At 41.7% G+C, this 18,731-nt stretch carries 21 protein-coding genes; 10 read left to right on the forward strand and 11 right to left on the reverse strand.

Translation table 11 applies throughout. The annotated features are described in order from the left end of the window. Window positions 1-121 precede the first annotated feature (121 nt). Genes DFQ04_RS11490 through lipB form a run of 3 tightly spaced genes read right to left on the reverse strand, consistent with a single transcriptional unit; the run spans window position 122 to window position 2,007 of the window. Window positions 122-871, reverse strand: coding sequence for a 3'-5' exonuclease (locus DFQ04_RS11490; RefSeq protein WP_133555976.1), 750 nt, complete (start codon window positions 869-871; stop codon window positions 122-124). A gap of 11 nt (window positions 872-882) precedes the next feature. Beyond that, window positions 883-1,284 carry a hypothetical protein gene (locus DFQ04_RS11495; protein ID WP_133555978.1) on the reverse strand — a complete coding sequence of 134 codons (402 nt, stop codon included), beginning with the start codon at window positions 1,282-1,284 and terminating at the stop codon, window positions 883-885. Next, on the reverse strand, window positions 1,285-2,007 hold the full coding sequence (gene lipB, locus DFQ04_RS11500; RefSeq protein ID WP_133555980.1) for a lipoyl(octanoyl) transferase LipB: 723 nt from the start codon (window positions 2,005-2,007) through the stop codon (window positions 1,285-1,287). Between the two features lie 82 nt (window positions 2,008-2,089). Here lipB and DFQ04_RS11505 point away from each other — a divergent pair, with 82 nt between their 5' ends. Together DFQ04_RS11505 and DFQ04_RS11510 are read left to right on the forward strand one after the other, a co-directional pair. Next, the gene (locus DFQ04_RS11505; RefSeq protein ID WP_133555982.1) at window positions 2,090-2,446 is read left to right on the forward strand and encodes a YraN family protein; all 357 of its coding nucleotides are present in this window, start codon (window positions 2,090-2,092) and stop codon (window positions 2,444-2,446) included. 19 nt (window positions 2,447-2,465) lie between these two features. After that, entirely contained in the window at window positions 2,466-2,993 is a 528-nt protein-coding gene (locus DFQ04_RS11510; protein WP_133555983.1) for a YSC84-related protein, read from the forward strand. On the opposite strand, the gene DFQ04_RS11515 is transcribed toward DFQ04_RS11510, so the two are convergent. After that, window positions 2,990-3,850, reverse strand: a complete 861-nt coding sequence (locus DFQ04_RS11515; RefSeq protein WP_133555985.1) for a toxin-antitoxin system YwqK family antitoxin — start codon at window positions 3,848-3,850, stop codon at window positions 2,990-2,992. The genes DFQ04_RS11510 and DFQ04_RS11515 overlap by 4 nt on opposite strands. A 221-nt stretch (window positions 3,851-4,071) precedes the next feature. Between DFQ04_RS11515 and DFQ04_RS11520 the strand changes: the two genes are divergently transcribed. Together DFQ04_RS11520 and DFQ04_RS11525 are read left to right on the forward strand one after the other, a co-directional pair. Continuing rightward, complete coding sequence (locus tag DFQ04_RS11520) at window positions 4,072-5,274, forward strand: pyridoxal phosphate-dependent aminotransferase (RefSeq protein WP_133555987.1); 1,203 nt, start codon at window positions 4,072-4,074, stop codon at window positions 5,272-5,274. 92 nt (window positions 5,275-5,366) lie between these two features. Beyond that, window positions 5,367-6,077 carry a glycosyltransferase gene (locus DFQ04_RS11525; RefSeq protein WP_133555990.1) on the forward strand — a complete coding sequence of 237 codons (711 nt, stop codon included), beginning with the start codon at window positions 5,367-5,369 and terminating at the stop codon, window positions 6,075-6,077. A 1-nt stretch (window position 6,078) separates the two neighbouring features. Here DFQ04_RS11525 and DFQ04_RS11530 read toward each other — a convergent pair whose 3' ends face one another. Beyond that, a complete protein-coding gene (locus tag DFQ04_RS11530; RefSeq protein ID WP_133555992.1) occupies window positions 6,079-6,858 on the reverse strand; it encodes a glycosyltransferase family 2 protein in 780 nt (259 codons plus the stop codon). A 302-nt stretch (window positions 6,859-7,160) separates the two neighbouring features. On the opposite strand from DFQ04_RS11530, the gene DFQ04_RS11535 reads away from it, so the two are divergent. Continuing rightward, window positions 7,161-8,186: a DUF4421 domain-containing protein gene (locus DFQ04_RS11535; protein ID WP_133555994.1), complete on the forward strand. Its 1,026-nt coding sequence runs from the start codon at window positions 7,161-7,163 to the stop codon at window positions 8,184-8,186. 59 nt (window positions 8,187-8,245) lie between these two features. Beyond that, window positions 8,246-9,790 (forward strand): L-piperidine-6-carboxylate dehydrogenase, encoded by a 1,545-nt coding sequence (gene amaB / locus DFQ04_RS11540; protein WP_133555996.1) that lies wholly within the window; start codon window positions 8,246-8,248, stop codon window positions 9,788-9,790. A 40-nt stretch (window positions 9,791-9,830) separates the two neighbouring features. On the opposite strand, the gene DFQ04_RS11545 is transcribed toward amaB, so the two are convergent. Further along, window positions 9,831-10,796 (reverse strand): polyphosphate kinase 2 family protein, encoded by a 966-nt coding sequence (locus DFQ04_RS11545; protein ID WP_208110531.1) that lies wholly within the window; start codon window positions 10,794-10,796, stop codon window positions 9,831-9,833. 151 nt (window positions 10,797-10,947) lie between these two features. Here DFQ04_RS11545 and DFQ04_RS11550 point away from each other — a divergent pair, with 151 nt between their 5' ends. Together DFQ04_RS11550 and DFQ04_RS11555 are read left to right on the forward strand one after the other, a co-directional pair. Further along, window positions 10,948-12,039 carry a 6-phosphofructokinase gene (locus tag DFQ04_RS11550; protein WP_133555998.1) on the forward strand — a complete coding sequence of 364 codons (1,092 nt, stop codon included), beginning with the start codon at window positions 10,948-10,950 and terminating at the stop codon, window positions 12,037-12,039. A 35-nt stretch (window positions 12,040-12,074) separates the two neighbouring features. Beyond that, a complete protein-coding gene (locus DFQ04_RS11555) occupies window positions 12,075-13,394 on the forward strand; it encodes an acetylxylan esterase (RefSeq protein WP_133556000.1) in 1,320 nt (439 codons plus the stop codon). Between the two features lie 22 nt (window positions 13,395-13,416). On the opposite strand, the gene DFQ04_RS11560 is transcribed toward DFQ04_RS11555, so the two are convergent. Both DFQ04_RS11560 and DFQ04_RS11565 read right to left on the reverse strand, forming a co-directional pair. Beyond that, window positions 13,417-13,797 (reverse strand): hypothetical protein, encoded by a 381-nt coding sequence (locus DFQ04_RS11560; protein ID WP_133556002.1) that lies wholly within the window; start codon window positions 13,795-13,797, stop codon window positions 13,417-13,419. Between the two features lie 3 nt (window positions 13,798-13,800). Further along, window positions 13,801-14,223 (reverse strand): hypothetical protein, encoded by a 423-nt coding sequence (locus tag DFQ04_RS11565; protein ID WP_133556004.1) that lies wholly within the window; start codon window positions 14,221-14,223, stop codon window positions 13,801-13,803. Window positions 14,224-14,499: 276 nt separating this feature from the next. Between DFQ04_RS11565 and DFQ04_RS11570 the strand changes: the two genes are divergently transcribed. Together DFQ04_RS11570 and DFQ04_RS11575 are read left to right on the forward strand one after the other, a co-directional pair. Continuing rightward, the gene (locus DFQ04_RS11570; RefSeq protein ID WP_133556006.1) at window positions 14,500-14,895 is read left to right on the forward strand and encodes a PAS domain-containing protein; all 396 of its coding nucleotides are present in this window, start codon (window positions 14,500-14,502) and stop codon (window positions 14,893-14,895) included. Further along, window positions 14,892-15,725 carry an MBL fold metallo-hydrolase gene (locus DFQ04_RS11575; RefSeq protein ID WP_133556008.1) on the forward strand — a complete coding sequence of 278 codons (834 nt, stop codon included), beginning with the start codon at window positions 14,892-14,894 and terminating at the stop codon, window positions 15,723-15,725. Before DFQ04_RS11570 ends, DFQ04_RS11575 begins: the two co-directional genes overlap by 4 nt. Before the next feature lie 3 nt (window positions 15,726-15,728). Here the strand turns inward: DFQ04_RS11575 and DFQ04_RS11580 are convergent, their stop codons facing one another. The 3 genes from DFQ04_RS11580 to DFQ04_RS11590 all read right to left on the reverse strand — a co-directional run bounded on the left by DFQ04_RS11580 (window position 15,729) and on the right by DFQ04_RS11590 (window position 18,664). Then, on the reverse strand, window positions 15,729-16,469 hold the full coding sequence (locus DFQ04_RS11580) for an MBL fold metallo-hydrolase (RefSeq protein WP_133556010.1): 741 nt from the start codon (window positions 16,467-16,469) through the stop codon (window positions 15,729-15,731). A 66-nt stretch (window positions 16,470-16,535) separates the two neighbouring features. After that, window positions 16,536-17,858, reverse strand: coding sequence for a Zn-dependent hydrolase (locus DFQ04_RS11585; RefSeq protein WP_133556012.1), 1,323 nt, complete (start codon window positions 17,856-17,858; stop codon window positions 16,536-16,538). 167 nt (window positions 17,859-18,025) lie between these two features. Continuing rightward, complete coding sequence (locus tag DFQ04_RS11590) at window positions 18,026-18,664, reverse strand: hypothetical protein (RefSeq protein ID WP_133556014.1); 639 nt, start codon at window positions 18,662-18,664, stop codon at window positions 18,026-18,028. Window positions 18,665-18,731: the final 67 nt, after the last annotated feature.

The raw sequence follows: 18,731 nt of genomic DNA on the forward strand, positions 1-18,731 counted from the left end.
TCAAAGGCCATTTGGAATCCTGCCGAAGAATGAATAATCCTTATGTGTGATTTTTTTGTCAAGCCTTTCTACTTTGGGCAGGCTTGATATCTAAGGTAAAAAGAATTGGATGCCTTAGGCATTAATCTATGTGATCTTTTTTTGAATCTTCTGGTCTGACAATTTCTATTTGGAGTTCTTCGGTTTGTGGATGCATAGCCATGAATATTCTAGCCGTCACTTCCACGTCTCGAAGGCAATAGTTTTTGATTTTTTCCAAGTCCTTTTCTTTATAAAAAGTAGCATTGACTTCACTTCCATCGATGCTTTCCTTGGAAGTTGGGATCCCAAATACTGCTGCCAAAAGTTCCAGCCGGGTGTAATATTTATAATCTCCGAATCTCCACATTTCCATGGTGTCGAAGTGGCGAACCTCCCATGGCTTTTTACCACCAATTTGTAAGGGTTCCGGTAGAGTGATCCCATGGATCAGCATTCTGCGGCAGAGATAGGGAAAGTCAAACTCCTTACCGTTATGCGCGCAAAGCATCCATTTTTTCTTCCCTAATAAGTCTTTTAGTGCTAAAAGAAGTTCCCTTTCCTCTTCATGTGAAAATACTTTCGAGCGGAAGAGGAGTTTTTTATCTTTCTTTTTGCTTTGGAAATAACCTACGCCAACGCAGATTACCTGGCCAAATTCTGCGTGAATTCCTGCCCGATCAAAATACAAAGAACCCGGTTCGGATACGGGTATTTCGGTTCGGATCAGTTTTTCTTTTTTCAGCCATTCCTGCTGAAGGCGTGGATCCACGTCTTCAAAATTCTCGGTTTGGGATGCGGTCTCGATGTCCAAAAACAAGATATCCCCCAATTGGTCTAAAAAATCTGCCATATGGTCTAAACTTAACTGTGAAGGATGCCCTCCAATCCCAATTCTGGAATTACTCGGAGGTTGACAGGGTCAAAACTGCCAGGAGTAAAGATAAACTTTTTGTCAAAAATCTGATCCAGAATGTAATAGCTTACCCAGAATTCATTGGTCAAAACAAATACTGCAGGGTCTATGGGCTCTACTTTTGCCACGGCTTCCGGCCCAAGCTCCTGTATCATGTGACGAAGAGTGGAGGTTTGACGCTTTTCTCCTTCCAAAATCCCATAACCTTTGGAAGTGATCATCACTGTGTTTAATTCAATCAGGTTAAAATTAATGATGTAAACAGCCCATTCGGTACCTGTGGATTTCTCCTCCTTTGCAATCGCCAATTTTACCCCGGTGACAGGAGAGAAGTCTATGTCTTTTTTCATTTAAGTTTCTATAAGATTCATTTCAAAAAGCTCAGCGAGGTGTTTTTTCATCAGAGCTTTGACTTTATTTTCATCCACGGCCTTACCCAATTCTAGATGGAGGGAGGTAACGGCTTTATCATCAATGCCGCAGGGGATAATATGCCCGAAATATGTCAGGTCAACATTCAGGTTAAAGGCAAAACCATGCATGGTGACCCAACGGCTTGATTTTACACCCATCGCACAGATTTTTCTCGGATTCTCCTGTTTGATGTGATCAAGCCAAACGCCAGTCAAACCATCAATTCTTCCAGCTTCGATGTCGTATTCTGCCAAAGTCCGGATCACAGCTTCCTCTAAAAACCTGAGGTATTTATGGATGTCGGTGAAGAAATTATCCAAATCCAAAATCGGGTAGCCCACCAACTGCCCTGGACCGTGGTATGTGATATCTCCTCCACGGTTGATCTTGTAATAGGTCGCATGGTGGGTTTTCAATCCTTCCTCATCCAGAAGTAGGTTTTCAGGTTTTCCACTTTTCCCCAAAGTATAGACATGGGGATGCTCCACGAATAGCAAGTAATTAGGAGTACTGGTTTGAGAGGTTGGTGGGAGATTTCTGTTCTGGATTTTTTGGGAAACAATTTCTCCGAAAATCTTTTCCTGATAATCCCAAGCCTGCTGGTAATCCATGCGTCCGAGATCTCGGAATTCTACTGTTTTGTTGATATTTTCGTTCATAGGATTTCCTTCCGGAATTCACTTTTAAACAGCCCTTTGGGACGTATCGTTCTTGAATTTTTCAAAATTAACTTAATTTCTCATGGCAGAGCACAATGAATCGGGAAGACTGGCTGAACAATTGGCCGCAGATTGGCTAATCAGCAAGGGATATGAAGTGATCACCCGCAACTATCGACACGGGCATGCTGAGATTGATCTGATTTGTCAGCATCGGGGTTTATTGATTTTTATTGAGGTAAAATTTCGATCTGGAACCGGCTTTGGTTATGCAGAGGAATTTGTGGATTCGGTAAAGAAAAAACTCTTGGTTAAGGCTGCAGATCAGTATATTTATGAAAGTGATTGGAAAAAAGACATCCGTTTTGATATTGTCGGGGTGTATCGGGATCGTACGGGAACCATTCATTTCAGGCAATTTGAAGACGCATTTTATTAAACTAATTATAAATCCCACCATGAAAAAACTATCCCTTTTATTATTCATGCTTTTGGCTGCAGCCATTACTTATGCTCAAAATGACTCAAAAAATCAGCGTATTATCGACGATTCAGAGGAGGCAAAAGAAGGCTTTTTGAAAGACGATCCTGAAATGGACAAGTTATTTTCCTCTTCCTATGGATACATAATATTACCCAATGTTGGAAAAGGTGGGCTTGGAGTAGGAGGAGCTACAGGAAATGGAGTGGCTTTCGAACAAGGTGAAAGAATTGGTTTTGCAAGAATGACTCAGGTGACCATTGGTTTTCAAGCTGGAGGACAAGCCTATAGCGAGGTTGTTTTCTTTGAAAATAAGGAAGCTTTCGATCGATTTAAGGAAAGCAAAATTGAAATGTCCGCACAGGTATCGGCAGTTGCAGCAGCTTCTGGAGCTTCCCTAAATGCAAAATATGTGGATGGAGTGATGGTTTTTACCAGAACCAAAGGCGGATTGATGTATGAAGCCTCAGTGGGAGGGCAGCAATTTAAGTTTACAGAGAATTAATTCACGTTTTCTTTCCTATACACCAGATTTCCGTCCTTATCCCATTCCGCTCGGATATAAGGGCGGAAATTTTTTGTATAGGGCTCTTCCTGATATTGAATCTCTCTTTTTCTGACCGCCTTGGTGTTATTGGTGTCCCAGTATTCTGTCCATAGCCCTACTTTTTCACCGTATTTGTATTCTCCGGTGACCGCGATTTGCTGATCCTCGTGGAAGTAGAAATAATTGCCTTCCTTTAATCCATATTGAACCGGGATAATTTCTTCAATAGACTTGGAAGCGCGGTTATAGTAGGTTACGGTGGATTCTCTGGGCCATCCTTCAGCAAAATGGCTTTTATCCTGAAGGACATTATTGGAATCAAATACCATCCAGGTTTTATGCTTCATCCCGTAATAAAACATGCCGCTTTCTACGACTGTTTCATTTACTAATCTTTCATATGGGCCATGGAGCAGGTATCCATTTCCCGGGGTATAGCCTTCTGTACGGATAGCTTTTTCACTTGGATCATACCAATAAATATCGCGGATGTAGGGATTGGGCATCCGCTCCGCATCGGTGTAATTAAAATATTCAAAGTATGACTGTCCCCGAATTTCCCTTCTGGTAAATCCACGTTGGGTTTTGACATCAAACCAAATATTTTTTCTGGCTTTTTTCTTCTTTTCTTTTTTCTCTTCCTTCTCTTTTTCCTCGTCAAACAATAACAAAGGAGCTACTGTAGGCAAAAGGGCTGAGCTGACCACTCCTGTGGAATCTGGGTCAGATTTTTTGTCTTGATCGTTTTTCTGGGCAAAAGCAGATTTACCTAAGCCAAACAAAATCAACAGAAATACAGGAATTGCCTTTTTCATTTCAGAAAAAACGGCCCAAGGGACCAAGTATTTTATTCAAAAATAACATTTCATGCGATTATACCTTGAATTTAATTGGACTCCAAAAATCTTCCAAGACAAGTAACTTCCCATGAGATTTTTCCTGTTCTAAGGGATTTCCACATCAAATCCTTCAGATTGTTTAGAATTACTAATCTTTAGGCTATTTTTGAGGAATTTGTAAAAAATAAACCTAAAAAATGAATTCTATTCTATCAGATCGCATCTTGAATATGGAGGAATCAGCAACTCTTGCTATGGCAAAAAAGGCCAGAGAGCTGAAATCCCAAGGTATTGACATTATCAGCTTGAGTTTGGGTGAGCCGGATTTTAAGACCCCTAAACATATTCAGCAGGCTGCTAAAGATGCGATCGATGAAGGAAAATATTTTGCCTATCCTCCAGTAGCAGGCTATCAGGATCTCCGTGAAGCTATCGCTAAAAAACTTAGAGAGGAGAATAATATCACCCAAGCAAAAGCTGAAAACATTGTGGTTTCTGTGGGTGCAAAGCATTCAATCGCCAATACCTTTATGTGTTTGCTCAATGAAGGGGATGAAGTAGTAATTTTCTCTCCTTACTGGGTGAGCTATGCAGAAATAATTAAGCTCTGTGGAGGAGTTCCAGTATTGATCGAAGGGAATCTGGAAAATAATTTCAAAGCTACCGCTGCTCAATTGGAAGCTGCAATCACCCCAAAAACCAAGGCGGTAATCTATTCCTCTCCTTGTAATCCAACTGGTTCTGTGTTTTCTCAGACTGAATTGGAGGCTATCGCTGAGGTAGTGAAAAAACATCCAAATATGGTGGTGATTGCTGATGAAATTTATGAATTGATCAACTTCACCGGAAAGAATTTCAGCATCGCTTCTATTCCTGGAATGTTCGAAAGAACAGTTACCGTCAATGGATTTTCCAAAGGATATGCCATGACAGGTTGGAGAGTGGGTTATATCTGCGCTCCTTTGGAAATCGCCAAAGCTGTTGAAAAAATGCAAGGTCAGTTTACCTCTGGAAATACGGGTATTGCCCAAAGAGCTGCATTGGCAGGGATTGCAGGTGATCAGACTCCATCCAAGGAAATGGCTGAGCAATATTTGAAAAGAAGAGATTTGGTATTGGGACTATTGAGAGATATACCTGGAATCAAAACTCACGTGCCAGAGGGTGCATTCTATTTCTTCCCTGATGTGACAGCTTTCTTTGGAAAATCTGCTCATGGGCATACGGTTTCAAATGCAGATGATCTGTGTATTTATTTGTTGGCTGTTGCCAATGTTTCCTTGGTTACTGGAGGTGCATTTGGAGCTCCGAATTGTGTGAGAATTTCTTACGCAGCTTCTGAAGCTGACCTAATTGAAGCCCTGAAGCGAATTAAAAAAGCCTTGGGAGACCTGGCTTAATTCAAGCGAATAAAATTTGTTAGCCTCGGTGAAAATCGGGGCTATTTTTTTGCCTTGGCAGAAAGGCTTAATTTTGAACCAAATCTATTTTCATGGCCGAAGTCTTAGTCATTACCCCGGTAAAAAACTCCATTGAAACCACCCTAGATACTGCTAGAGCTATTGCCGGGTCCTCAGTGCAGGTAAAGCATATCATTTTTAATGATTTCAGTTCGCCTGAAACCAAGGAGCAACTTGAAAAGCACAAGAGTGAAATCGGATACGATTTGGTTCATTTGGAGGATTTGACAGATCACCCTTCTCCAAACTACAAATTGGTCCTTCAAATCTCCCAAAAGAAAGCCTTGGAGGAAAATCTTCCCCTTTTGGTAGTGGAGTCCGATGTGGTGATCAAGTCAGATACCATTAAAAGACTTCTTGATAGCCTTCAAAAAGAGAAAGAAGTGGGATTAGTTGGTTCGGTGACAGTGGATGAAAATGGGGTGGTGAATTTTCCCTATCTAAAATTTAAAGGGGTAAAGGAAAAAGTAATTCATACCCATCGAAGTCTAAGTTTTTGTTGCACCCTTTTTTCATTGGACTTTTTGAAAAGCTATGATTTCACAGGTTTGGATGAAGCTAAGGATTGGTATGATACTTTTATATCTAAAAAGTCTATTGAATTGGGTTTCCAAAATACCGTCTTGATGGATGCCCCGGTCTGGCATAGACCACATGCCAGCAGACCTTGGAAGCAACTCAAGTATTCTAATCCTCTGAAATATTACTTTTTAAAATTCTGGAAGGGTTTGGATAAAATTTAAACTAGAGAAGCCCTAGCATTTTCATCAGGGTATTATAGGGTTTTGACCAAGTTCTCTGAATTCTGAGAGGACCATTCAATTCTCTTTCAAAAAAGTCCATGTGTTTGGCATTCAAGTAGGCCAAACGCTCAATTTTCTTTTGATGTGTTGCCGTCTTTTTCCGTTTACTTGTTGGAGTAAGTCTATAAAAATAGCCTGTGAATGGAAGCTGAATCACTTCTCCACCGTCTTTGAGCATCTTGATCCAAAATTCCCAGTCCTCTCGACCCATTCGCATATCCTCTGAAAATCCACCCACAGCTAAGGCATCCTTTCTCCAAAAGAATGCAGAAGGAAAGATCATGTTGTTTCGAGCTAAATTATATCTGCTGAAAGGTTTGAGTTTCCAATTTTTCTGGCCCTGTTCATTGAACTTGATCCCTTTGCAATAGACTACCTTCACTTCAGGTCTTGAAGTCAATGTCTTCACAGCTTCTTCCATGTAATTCGGAGTGATCAAATCATCACCGTCTAAGGGAAGAATGATGTCTCCTTTTGCAGATTGAATCCCATTATTTCTCGCCACGGATACTCCTCCATTAGGCTGATCTAATACTCTTACTTCAGGAAATTCTTTTTCCAGCTCTTTAGCGATCTCTAAGGAATTATCAGTCGAACCGTCGTTGATAATCACCAATTCGATAGGGCGATAGGTAGATTGGAGTGCATTTTCTACCGTTTCCCTTAGGTATTTTGCCTGATTGTAGCAAGGTGTGATGATAGAAACGAGTGGGTTTTTCATGATTTGAATTTACAATCTCGAAAGGTAATCATTAATTTTTTTTGGGTTCGAAACATAATAATATCTGAAAATCATAGGTAAAACCTTATGTAATTATTTCGATTCAAGATTTAAATACAAATAAAAATTTGGATAGTTCTATTTTTGATTTATATTCGTTTCGGTGATTAACAACTTTTCTCTGCTATTCTTTCAAAAAATGAGATTCTCACGAATCCATTTTTCGAACTCTTAGTTTTCTGAAAATCCGGGTCAACCGCCCGGATTTTTTTTTGATATTTACTATCTACAGATCCTATTTTATGAATAAAATCCTTGCCTTTATTTTTTGGTTTTTGATTTGTTTGCCAGCCTTTTCTCAAGACAAAGGAGAAAACTACGACTCCTCTTACTATGTCGAGCTCCAAGAACATATGGTGTTGCGCTTATACTATTCAAAAAAATACACTGATTTAGTGATAGGTAGTACCCAAGGAAGTGACTCCTATACTTATCTCCCTAACTCAGGAAATAATTTAGGTATAGGATTTACCTATCAAAATTTTACCTTAAATCTTGCAGGGCCTTTTTCTTTTCTCAATCCAAATCGTCAAAAGGATTTTCCAAAATATATTGACTTACAAGTCCATATTTATCCCCAAAAGATGATTATTGATTTATTTGGGCAGTTCTACGATGGCTATACTTTGGCAGCGGAGCAATTGCAGAATTCTGATCAGAATTACCTGAGAAAGGATATTAAGGTTCGAAAAATCGGGGCAAATTACAATTACCTCTTTCAAGGAGATAAACTTTCTTTGGAGGCTTCTCTTAATCAATCCAGTATTCAGAAGAAATCTGCTGCATCCCTTATGGCAGGATTTGAAGTTTATGGAGGATCCATCAAAGGTGACTCTCTGATCCTTCCGTCAATTGAAAACCAAAGAGAAATTAATTTTAAAGAAAGTTCCTATTTCCAGTTTGGCCCTAACGTCGGAGCTGCTGGAACTTTGGTTTTTGGAGGTGGATTTTTTCTGACCGGTGTGGCCAGCGCTGGACTTAATTTGGGGACCTCGGGTTTTAATAACGGGGTGAGTCAAAATAAATTTGGCCTAGTGCCCAGCTACTTGCTAAGAGGATTTTTGGGATACAATGGAGAGAAGTTTTCTATTAATGCCAACTATGTGTACAAGAATAATCGCCTAATTCGCCAGGATCCCTTTCAAACTGATTTGATTACGGGTAACTATAGAATCAATATTGTTTACAAAATCAGACCAAGTGAAAAGTTTAAAAATGGATTCAATAAAATCAATCCAATCAAACTTATCGAGAAAGTATTGAATTGATTTCTGGGCATTCCTAGTCATTTGCCTTAGCTTTGAAAAGCAAAAAACCTGAATTAATCATGAAAGACAAATTTGGTATTCAGGACTCCCTGAGAAGATTGGGGATCAAGTCCGAAAATATCGGGACCTCCACCGGAACTCAATGGATAGATACTGGAGGAGAATATATCTCTTCATATTCCCCTGCAGATGGGGAACTTATTGCGAAAGTTCAATTGACCACCAAGGAAGGCTATGAGCAGGTAATTTCCTCAGCTCAGGAGGCTTTTGAACTATGGAGAACTGTCCCTGCTCCGAAAAGAGGAGAAATTGTTCGTGAATTTGGAAATGCCTTGCGCGAGGTCAAAGCTGATCTTGGAAAGTTGGTTTCCTATGAAATGGGAAAATCCTACCAGGAGGGTTTGGGTGAAGTGCAGGAGATGATTGATATCTGTGATTTCGCAGTGGGTCTTTCCCGTCAGCTTTATGGCTTGACCATGCATTCGGAGAGACCAGGCCATCGAATGTACGAGCAATGGCATCCGCTGGGAATTGTTGGAATTATCTCTGCATTTAATTTTCCAGTTGCGGTTTGGTCTTGGAATACAGCCCTTGCCTGGGTTTGCGGTGATGTTTGTGTTTGGAAACCATCCGAAAAGGCACCTCTGTCTGGAGTTGCCTGTCAATTGATTATCGCCGAAATCTTTAAAAAGCACGGGTTACCAGAAGGGATTTCTTCTTTAGTTGTCGGAGATTATAAAGTGGGAGAATTGATGTCCCATGACCCTAGAGTTCCTCTGGTTTCAGCTACAGGATCTACCCGAATGGGAAAACTTGTCGGACAAGCCGTAGGAGCAAGGTTGGGTCGTTCCCTTTTGGAGCTTGGAGGAAACAACGCCATCATCATTACCGAAAATGCCGATTTGGATATGGCGATCCGGGGAGCATTATTTGGCGCCGTAGGTACCGCAGGTCAGCGCTGTACCTCAACCCGAAGATTGATTATCCATGAAAATGTCTTTGAGGAAGTAAAATCCAGATTGGCTTCTGCCTATTCAAAGTTGGTGATCGGAAATCCACTTGATGAAAAAAATCATGTGGGTCCGGTAATCGATAAAGATGCAGTTCATGGCTATTTGAAGGCAATTGAAAAAGTAAAAGCAGAGGGAGGAAAAGCAGTTGTTGAAGGTGGAGTTTTAAGCGGAGAAGGATACGAATCAGGCTGCTATGTGAAGCCAGCAATTTATGAGGCAAAGAATCACTTCGAAATTGTGCAGCATGAGACTTTCGCACCGATTCTTTATTTGATCAAATATTCCACTTTGGACGAAGCTATCGCTATCCAGAATGGAGTTCCTCAAGGCCTTTCTTCAGCAATCATGACTACCAATATGCGGGAGGCTGAGGCTTTCTTGTCAGTTGCAGGTTCGGATTGTGGGATTGCCAATGTGAATATCGGGACTTCTGGGGCTGAAATCGGAGGGGCTTTCGGTGGAGAAAAAGAAACAGGTGGTGGCCGTGAATCTGGGTCTGACGCCTGGAAAGCCTATATGCGTAGACAAACCAATACGATTAACTATTCCTCAGCTTTACCGCTGGCGCAAGGAATCAAGTTTGATATTTAATCAAAAGGCCTCCTGAATTTTCAGGAGGCCTTTTTTGATTTTAAGGTTGGTTTGGTTTAATACCTTCATTCATCAAAACTTCCCGCATTTCTTGAAGCTTGGACTGTTCCTCAAGAGAAAGAGTAGGGTAGGCCAAATCCATCTCGTCCAAAGCTTGGATTATCGCAGAGGCTACTGCAATTCTTGCGTAGGATTTATTGTCTGCAGGGACCACATACCAAGGAGATTCTTTGGTGGAGGTTTTGCGGATAGCGTCTTCATAGGCCTTCATGTATTGATCCCAATAGCCTCGCTCTTTTACATCTCCGGAACTGAATTTCCAGTTCTTTTCCTTTTCATCAATTCTCTCTAAAAATCGCTTTTTCTGTTCCTCTTTGGATACATTCAGAAAGATCTTAATCACTTTGGTCCCATTGCGATGGAGGTATTTTTCAAAATTCCGGATATCCTCCAAACGCTGATCCCAGATTTTTTTGCTGATCAGTTTTTCGGGGAGCTTTTGGTTATTTAGGATTCCTTCGTGCACTCGCACTACCAAAACTTCCTCGTAATAGGATCTGTTGAAAATTCCAATTCTCCCACGCTCAGGAAGTTCTTTAATACATCTCCAAAGAAAGTCATGGTCTAATTCTTCCGCGCTTGGCGCTTTAAATGAGCTTACCTGGCAGCCTTGCGGATTGACTCCAGAAAGTACGTGCTTGATCGCTCCGTCTTTACCTGCCGCATCCATGGCCTGAAAAATCAACAAAAGAGACCATTTGTCCTGAGCATAAAGGATTTCCTGAAGTTCTGCCAATGCTTCAATTCCTTGGTCCAAGGCTTCTTTGACCATAGGCTTATCCTCCGGTCCAAAAGTCATCTTAGGTTGGCTGGAATAATCTTTGAGTTTGAACTTCTTCCCATCACCGACACAATACTTTTTGGACATTTTCTTGGCCCGTTTGATGAGTTCGGCATCGCTCATTTTTTTCAGTTTATCTACGGTGATTCTGTCGTTTTCTAGCATGGATTTCAAAAGTTTAGAAGTTGGAAAAAACCCTGAAAACTCCTTTTTCAAGGATTGAAGCAATAAGTTAAGGTTATTAAATCAAAAAAGTGGTTAACTTCTTAGGTCAAAAGCCAAAACTTAAAATCAGATTACTTTTTATTAACGAATTATGAAAAAGCTATTAATCGCCACTGGAGGTGGAGATTGCCCGGGATTGAATGCAGTGATTAGAGGGGTTGTAAAGAGAGCGGCAAAAGAAAAAGACTGGGAGGTTTGGGGGTCATATGAGGCGTTCAATGGAATTATGGAAGACCCTGTCCGGTTGGTAAGACTCGATGACAAGGCTGTTGCCGGTATTCATGTCCAAGGAGGTACAATTATCGGTACTACCAATAAAGGGAATCCCATGAGTTTTCCTGAGAAGCAGGAGGACGGCAGTGTGAAAATTATCAATAAAATTCCCTGGCTTGTAGAACGGTTTAAATCTAATGGTTTTGATGCGGTCATCAATATCGGAGGAGATGGTTCTCAAGCTATTTCTCAGGCTTTGTTTGAGGCAGGATTGCCAGTTGTTGGTGTTCCAAAAACGATTGACAATGATTTATCTTCTACGGATTTCACCTTTGGGTTCCAGACGGCAGTGCAGACGGCTTCGGATGCTTTTGACCGATTGGTCACTACAGCGAATAGCCACCATCGGGTGATGATCATGGAGGTGATGGGAAGAAATGCGGGTTGGATAGCATTGTATACGGCCATTTCAGGGGGAGCGGAAATTTGCCTCATTCCTGAAATACCTTATGACCTGAATAAGGTGGTTGACAAAATAAAGAGCCGCTATAATAATGGAAGAGGCTTTGTCAATATCGTGATTGCGGAAGGTGCAAAGGCAATAGATGGGACGATCACCGCATCCAAGGGAGAAGAAGGTAGACACGCTGTCCGACTTGGAGGAGTTTGTTTTACCCTAAGTCAGCAGCTAAAGGATGCTGGGGTGGAAGCTGATGTCCGGGAAACAGTCCTTGGCCATACCCAAAGAGGAGGAACTCCGGTCGCATTTGATCGGGTGATTGCCTCAGTATTCGGAGTGAAAGCGATGGAATTGGTACTGGATGGAAAGTTTGGGCAGTTGGTGGTATTGAAAAACAATGACTTTTCTTCTGTACCCATCAAAGAAGCCATCAGTGAATATAATTATGTAGATCCTAATGGAACTCTGGTAAAAGCCGCCAAAGGCTTAGGGATTTCCTTCGGAGACTAAACTTTCAATATACTTTACCAAAAAATACAACCCATATGACCAATTCTCATTTCCAGGCAAGTAAGAAATTCCTTTATGGAATTGTCTTTCTCTTTTTCATTCTTCTTTCTCCAGAAGGATTCTCCCAGATTGCCAAGCAATATTTAGACATCTCGGTTTCCCCGAGTAAGGTGGACTGGAATTACAGTTTGGGTGAGAAAGTGGAATTCATTGTATCTGTGACGCAATCCGGCCGGCCTGTTCCAGTAGAAAATGTCCGATACTTTGTGAAGGAGGAGAAAATGGATCCCTTGCAGGAAGGGCCTTTGGAATTGAAAAATGGAATGGCGACTATTTCAGCTCCAGGAATGAAAACTCCCGGATTCCTGCGCTGTGAAGTCTTTGCTACTATCGATGGGAAGGAATATCGAGGTTTGGGAACAGCAGCTTTTGAAGCAGAAAAAATTCAGCCCACTGTAGCCATGCCTGCGGATTTTGAGGCTTTTTGGAATGCAGGAAAGGAAGAATTAGCAAAGATTCCCATGGATCCCAAAATGATCCATATCCTTGAGAGAAGCACAGAAACAGTGGATGTTTACCATGTCAATTTTCAAAATGTAAAAAACAGCAGAATCTATGGAGTGTTAACTGTGCCAAAAGGGGCAGGAAAGTTTCCTGCAATTCTTCAGGTTCCTGGCGCTGGAATCAGACCTTATACTGGAGATCTTGCGAAGGCTGCCCGAGGAGCCATTGTTCTTCAAATTGGGATTCATGGAATTCCGATAGATATGGCGCCTGAAGTTTATTCCAATTTGGCAAGCGGGGCTCTGAATGGGTATTGGAATTTCAATGTGCAGGACAAGGATATCTATTATTACAAACGAGTTTATTTGGGCTGCATTCGAGCTGTGGACTTTTTGGTTTCACTTCCTCAATATGATGGGGAGAATCTCGCCGTCCAAGGGGGAAGTCAAGGTGGAGCCTTGTCCATTATCACCGCAGCTCTGGATTCCAGAATCAAATATCTGGTTTCCTATTACCCAGCATTGAGCGATATGACAGGATATTTAAATGGAAGAGCTGGTGGATGGCCTCATATTTTCTCACCCGCAAATCAACAGTATTATGCCACTCCAAAGGGTATCGAGACGATCAGCTATTACGATGTGGTGAATTTTGCAAGAATACTAAAGACTCCTGGTTTTTATTCTTGGGGATACAATGACGACACCTGTCCACCCACTTCATTCTATTCCGCCTACAACCAAATCAAAGCTCCGAAGGAGGTTTTCGTAATTCCTGAGACCGGGCATTGGACCTACCCAGAACAAGGAATCAAGGCTGATAATTGGCTTTTTGAAAAGCTGAAAAAATAAATCCGCGATATGCCTGAAAATCCTAAAGTGGGATTTTCAGGCTTAGGGAAGGGATATTCCGGGGTTGACCTGGAAAGATTGAAGGATGATTAAGGGTCTGATTTTTTAAGGAAAGTTTAGCTGCTAAACGGGCATTATTACCTGAGGCTACAACTAGGGGAACCCCAATAATTAACATTGCCGCACCAATTAGACTCATTGTGCCATCACCAGGACCAGTACTTTGGTGAAGGGCATCAGCAATTACAAGTAAACTACCACCGCTTAAAAAGATGATTCCTCCTGTGAATTGGCTATCACTTTTTTTCATGAGATCGGCAGAAGTGATCATTGGATTGGTAGTTTGGGCTTTCAACAAGAAAGGAATCCCAATGAAAAGGGCCATCATTAATAGAGTTTTCATTTTTCAATGGTTTAGTGGAATAGAAAAGGTGACTGTGGGAATTGATTTGCTGGACAAATTCATGTTTGGGTGAATTGCCTTTACAATTTCTGTCCCCAAACTTAATTTGGCGGCTTTCCTAGCTTTGGATGTAGAGCCTATTAATATGGGTATACCAATCACCATCATTGCCCCTCCTCCAACAAAGAGTACCACCCCAGTACCAAATCCCGTGCTTCCCCAATCATCAGAATTAATCATTAGGAGAGTTCCCAGGCCTGTTGTAGCAGCGCCTACCCCTATGAATGTCCATCCCGTCTTTTTCTGTTTTTCACTTTGAGCTAGTAATTCTTCGGCAAGAATTTTATTGGGGTTTTCTTGGGCAAACAAGGGATTTATGATCCCTGTGCAGATAATTAGGAGGAAAAATAGTGCGAATGCTTTCATTTTTTTTCACTTATTGTTTCCTGAAGTTGAGCAGGATTTTTTTTTCACCTTCTCAGAAAATCCTAATGTGTAAAATAGAATTTGCAAAAAATCCCATCCCTCTATTTTTAGTGACAAAAACTATGTTAACTTTTAATCTCTCAAGATTTGCAATGGGTTAAAAAAGAAAAGAGAGACTTTTTGTCGCCCAGTAGTTTTTTTAACTGAAAATCAAGAATGATGAAATAAAATTATTTAACTTGATTCTTAGCTTAAATCCAAAAAACTTTTAATCCTATGCCAGCTCAACCTCTTGAGTTAATTCTTGCAAGGCAATTTGGTGACAGCCTTAACATGCCTGTATTCCTTGTCGATACAGAGGGAAATCTTTTGTTTTATAATGAACCAGCCGAGGAAATATTTGGATTGAGGTTTAATGAAACAGGAGGAATGCGCTTAGAGGAATGGGCAACTATCTTCAAACCTGTTGATGTGGATGGCAATCCCCTTCCACCTGAGGGTTTACCTCTTGTGAAAACCTTGACTACCAGAATTCCCGCTTCAGGATCCTTTTACATCGACAACATGAAAGGAGAGCGGTATTTTATCTCCGTAACCTCAGTTCCAGTAATCGGGCGGGCTAATCGTTATTCTGGGGCTATGGCTATGTTTTGGAAAACGGCATCAATATGAAAGTCAAAATCTGGGGTTGCAGAGGTTCTTTACCGGCACCAGGTCCAGAAAATGTGATCTATGGTGGCAATACTTCCTGTGTTCAAATTACCCATGGGGATACCTTTATTGTATTAGATGCTGGCTCAGGAATCCAACGTTTGGGGAAATACATGAACCCCAACGTAAAAGAAATTCACATCCTGCTTACCCATCTCCATATTGATCATATGATGGGATTGGGATTTTTCCTTCCTCTATATGATCCTGAAGTCAAAGTCCATATTTGGGGACCGGATTCTGGAAAAGAATCCTTGTTAGGAAACTTGAGAAGATATTTCTCTCCGCCACTTTTTCCGGTTACTTTCAGTGAATTGCCGCATCATCCGGTTATCCATGAATTGAGTCAAAACACCTTTTCTCTTGGAGGGTTGACGATTTACACCGATTACCTATGTCATCCAGGGGCGACTTTGGGTTACCGGATCACTGATGGGAAATCCACCGTGGCCTATATTCCCGATCACGAATTGGGTTTGGGTTCTTCAAATTTTCCCCATGATCCAGAATGGACCAGTGGATATGAAATTGCAAAAGCTGCGGATTTGCTACTTCATGATGCTGCCTACAACTCCAAGGAGTATTCAACCAAAATAGGATGGGGACATAGCTCCGTCAGAGATACAATTGGATTCGCAAAGATGTGCAAGGTGAAAAAACTTGCCCTTTTCCATCATGAGCCTACTCGTTCAGATGAGCAGATAAATCACCTTTTAGATACTTCTTTGAGAAATCAGGATTTGGACTTTGAAGTGATTATGTGCGCAGAGGGGGATGTCTTCGAATTTTAGCATTTAATTTTCTGCATACCAGTTTCTCAATCTCACATCCACTTTTGGTGCGGACTGATTGACCAAGGTTTTGAATTTTTCCACATCACTAAAGCCTTGAGAACCTCTGAAATGGTAAGGATAAACAATCCCAGGTTTGAATTCTGATACTGCACTGGCAGCCTGCTCCTCGGTCATGGTAAAAGGCAAATTCATACACACAAAGGCGACATCGATATTTTTCAATGCTCTCATTTCAGGAATGTCTTCGGTGTCTCCTGAGAAATAGAAACTCTTTCCGCCCATTTCTACCACATAGCCATTTCCTCTTCCTTTTGGATGTCGGCTATCTTCAGTTTCCGGAAGATTGTACATTGGAATAGCTTTGATTTTTGCACCCATAAAGGTGGTAGTCTGTCCATTTCCCAGGATTTCAATAGCCTTATATTTTCCCGCTGGAAGTTTTTCAGCCACTTCCTTTGGAGCAATGATGGTGGTCTGGCTTAAATCCAATCCATCCAAAGTCTCCTGATTGTGGTGATCTCCGTGTATGTCTGTAATCAATACCAGATCGGCAGGTTTTTGCGAAGCAAATCTTGCAGCTCCGCCATAAGGATCCACATAAACGGTCAGGTCTCCATAGTCTACCACTAGAGTTCCGTGGAAAATTGGTGTGATGACTACATCATTTCCTTTGGCAGGGATTCGGTCCTGGGCAAAAGAAAGGCTAGGAATAAGCAAAAGGAGGTATATCAGTTTTTTCATGGGTCAATGCTTTTTAGAATTAATCGAATTGGAAACAAATTGTTTCGGATCTTAATGACTTGAGGTTTATCCTTTGTCTAAACTCAGGATGGTATGTAAAAGCACATTGGCTCCATTTTCCATGTCTTCAGCCTTGGTGAATTCATTGGGTGAATGGCTAATTCCTCCAACACTTGGGACGAAAATCATTCCCACTGGAGCTAGCAGGGAAATTTGCTGGGTATCGTGTCCGGCTCCGCTTTGCATATGTTTGGTTTTCAGTCCCAAGGCCATTGCGGATTCCTGAATTTTCATTTGGACTGAAGCATCGGTCAAAGCAGGAAGATTAAAACTTGGCTCTCTTCTGAACATAATGCTGGTCTGGGTTTCGGTTGCTATTTCCTGGGCCTTATTTTGAATTTCCCCAAGCAGCATTTCGATTTTTTCAAAAGACAAATCCCGAATCTCCAAGCCCATGATCACCTTGCCGGGGACCACATTGTAAGCTCCGGGAAAAGCTTCGATTTTTCCCACTGTTCCAACTTGGCTTCCAGGGAAACTGTTTATGATTTCATTTACTGCCACAGTCAGTTTGGAAGCGGCAAGCATGGCGTCTTTTCTGAGTTTCATTGGGGTGGTTCCTGCATGATTGGCGAAGCCCTCCACCGTCACTTCCACATCTAGAATCCCCACAATTCCTTCTACTACGCCGATTTGCAGGCCTTCTGCATCCAGAATCCCTCCCTGTTCGATATGCAATTCCAGCCAGGCATGGAAGGCTCCCTTTTTTCGCTCAGCGGTTCCGATATCTTCCGGTTTTCCGCCTATTCGGCTAATTCCCTCAGCCATTACCAGGCCGCTTTGACTGATCTGTTTTAACCCGTCTTGGGTGAGTTTGCCTACCATGGCTTTACTACCAATCAGGCCTCCTTCTTCATTGGCAAAAATGACGACCTCCAAAGGATGCTCGGTTGAGATCTTATTTTCATTCAGGATTTCGATCACTTCCAAGGCTGCCAAACTTCCCAAGGTTCCGTCGTAATTTCCCCCATCTGGAACCATGTCGATATGCGAACCAAAACCGATTGGTTTTAAGGCAGGATTTTTCCCTTCCCGTCTTCCGATGATATTTCCACCTGCGTCGATTTTTGGATTCAAACCTGCTTTGGACATCAAGTCCATAAACCATTTCCTTCCCTCAATATCCCCCTGGGTATAGGCTACCCGGTAGCCATGGCCTTTTTCATCCTGACCAAATTTGGCCAAAGCCATTATCCGGTCTTCAATTCGTTTTTTATTGACTTTGGGCAGGCTTTGGAAATAAGAAAGTGCCTGGGTCTCCAGCCATCCAAAGGCTGATAATCCCAAACCGGTAAGGGCTGTTTTCTTTAAAAAAGATCTACGACTCATGGGGTAAGAATTGGTGGTGCAAGAAGATAGGGATTTTTTGGGAGAAAGGGGAAAGAGTATGGGTCAGGTAAGAAAAATGGCTCGCCGTTTAGGTAAAAACCTTTCCCTTCGGCGATTAGACGTTGATTTAATTAGAAGTGCTTCACTGGTCCATGGATGGACTTGAATCAATTTTCAGGAAATGAAAGGTAAAGAGCGATCACAAAATAAGGATCCTTTCGGAAGGGATTGTACCAATAGCTGGACAATTCGAACCACCTGTAGGTGAAATCAAGCATGGCTCCAAATTGAGGATCCAGGGAGCTCCGGTAAAGCCGGGTCCTTTGAATACTCAACCCAAACGACATCCAATCCAGTGGAGCATAGGATAGGTCGGTCCAATTGTAGTAAAAGTCACTAGTTCGATCCTTGAAATCGAAAACATATTGGGAACTTGAGTTGAAATTGAATCGATGGAAATCGAGATTGATTTCCAATCCGGGAGAAAGCCCATTGAGATTGCCAACCAGGCCTCCAAGCATCGGAGTAAAAGTGTATTCCAAGTTTTTGCCTCCGCTCAAATTGTAGCCAAACCAAGCGGAGAAAGTATTCAAATCTTCGTAATTGTAGCGAGCCTCCAGATGAAGCCAATCCCGATCTAGCCCATAAATAGGGGAAAATATTACCTGATCAGGCATGAGGTATAGCCAGCCTTCGAGATCGTGGTTCCACTTGGGTTTTGACTCAGTGCTGTGGATCTGCCCAAAGGCAACGGGCTGAGTGAAGAATAAAAAAACATAGAGTACTAGAAAAACAATTTTTTTCATCCATCCAGCTTTTGAAATGATTGTTATCATCGTTTGGATTTTCACAGAGGTGCAAAATGGCTGTCTT

Source organism: Algoriphagus boseongensis (genome assembly GCF_004362805.1).
GTDB lineage: Bacteria > Bacteroidota > Bacteroidia > Cytophagales > Cyclobacteriaceae > Algoriphagus > Algoriphagus boseongensis.

Bases quoted from the DNA above. Each gene is read 5' to 3' on its own strand.
- DFQ04_RS11510 (WP_133555983.1), top strand. From the start codon at position 2,466: ATGAAAAAACTATCCCTTTTATTATTCATGCTTTTGGCTGCAGCCATT.
- amaB (WP_133555996.1), top strand. From the start codon at position 8,246: ATGAAAGACAAATTTGGTATTCAGGACTCCCTGAGAAGATTGGGGATC.
- DFQ04_RS11490 (WP_133555976.1), bottom strand. From the start codon at position 871: ATGGCAGATTTTTTAGACCAATTGGGGGATATCTTGTTTTTGGACATC.
- DFQ04_RS11555 (WP_133556000.1), top strand. From the start codon at position 12,075: ATGACCAATTCTCATTTCCAGGCAAGTAAGAAATTCCTTTATGGAATT.
- DFQ04_RS11580 (WP_133556010.1), bottom strand. From the start codon at position 16,469: ATGAAAAAACTGATATACCTCCTTTTGCTTATTCCTAGCCTTTCTTTT.
- DFQ04_RS11530 (WP_133555992.1), bottom strand. From the start codon at position 6,858: ATGAAAAACCCACTCGTTTCTATCATCACACCTTGCTACAATCAGGCA.
- DFQ04_RS11505 (WP_133555982.1), top strand. From the start codon at position 2,090: ATGGCAGAGCACAATGAATCGGGAAGACTGGCTGAACAATTGGCCGCA.
- DFQ04_RS11535 (WP_133555994.1), top strand. From the start codon at position 7,161: ATGAATAAAATCCTTGCCTTTATTTTTTGGTTTTTGATTTGTTTGCCA.
- DFQ04_RS11520 (WP_133555987.1), top strand. From the start codon at position 4,072: ATGAATTCTATTCTATCAGATCGCATCTTGAATATGGAGGAATCAGCA.
- DFQ04_RS11550 (WP_133555998.1), top strand. From the start codon at position 10,948: ATGAAAAAGCTATTAATCGCCACTGGAGGTGGAGATTGCCCGGGATTG.
- DFQ04_RS11495 (WP_133555978.1), bottom strand. From the start codon at position 1,284: ATGAAAAAAGACATAGACTTCTCTCCTGTCACCGGGGTAAAATTGGCG.
- lipB (WP_133555980.1), bottom strand. From the start codon at position 2,007: ATGAACGAAAATATCAACAAAACAGTAGAATTCCGAGATCTCGGACGC.
- DFQ04_RS11560 (WP_133556002.1), bottom strand. From the start codon at position 13,797: ATGAAAACTCTATTAATGATGGCCCTTTTCATTGGGATTCCTTTCTTG.
- DFQ04_RS11525 (WP_133555990.1), top strand. From the start codon at position 5,367: ATGGCCGAAGTCTTAGTCATTACCCCGGTAAAAAACTCCATTGAAACC.
- DFQ04_RS11545 (WP_208110531.1), bottom strand. From the start codon at position 10,796: ATGCTAGAAAACGACAGAATCACCGTAGATAAACTGAAAAAAATGAGC.
- DFQ04_RS11575 (WP_133556008.1), top strand. From the start codon at position 14,892: ATGAAAGTCAAAATCTGGGGTTGCAGAGGTTCTTTACCGGCACCAGGT.
- DFQ04_RS11590 (WP_133556014.1), bottom strand. From the start codon at position 18,664: ATGAAAAAAATTGTTTTTCTAGTACTCTATGTTTTTTTATTCTTCACT.
- DFQ04_RS11570 (WP_133556006.1), top strand. From the start codon at position 14,500: ATGCCAGCTCAACCTCTTGAGTTAATTCTTGCAAGGCAATTTGGTGAC.
- DFQ04_RS11515 (WP_133555985.1), bottom strand. From the start codon at position 3,850: ATGAAAAAGGCAATTCCTGTATTTCTGTTGATTTTGTTTGGCTTAGGT.
- DFQ04_RS11585 (WP_133556012.1), bottom strand. From the start codon at position 17,858: ATGAGTCGTAGATCTTTTTTAAAGAAAACAGCCCTTACCGGTTTGGGA.
- DFQ04_RS11565 (WP_133556004.1), bottom strand. From the start codon at position 14,223: ATGAAAGCATTCGCACTATTTTTCCTCCTAATTATCTGCACAGGGATC.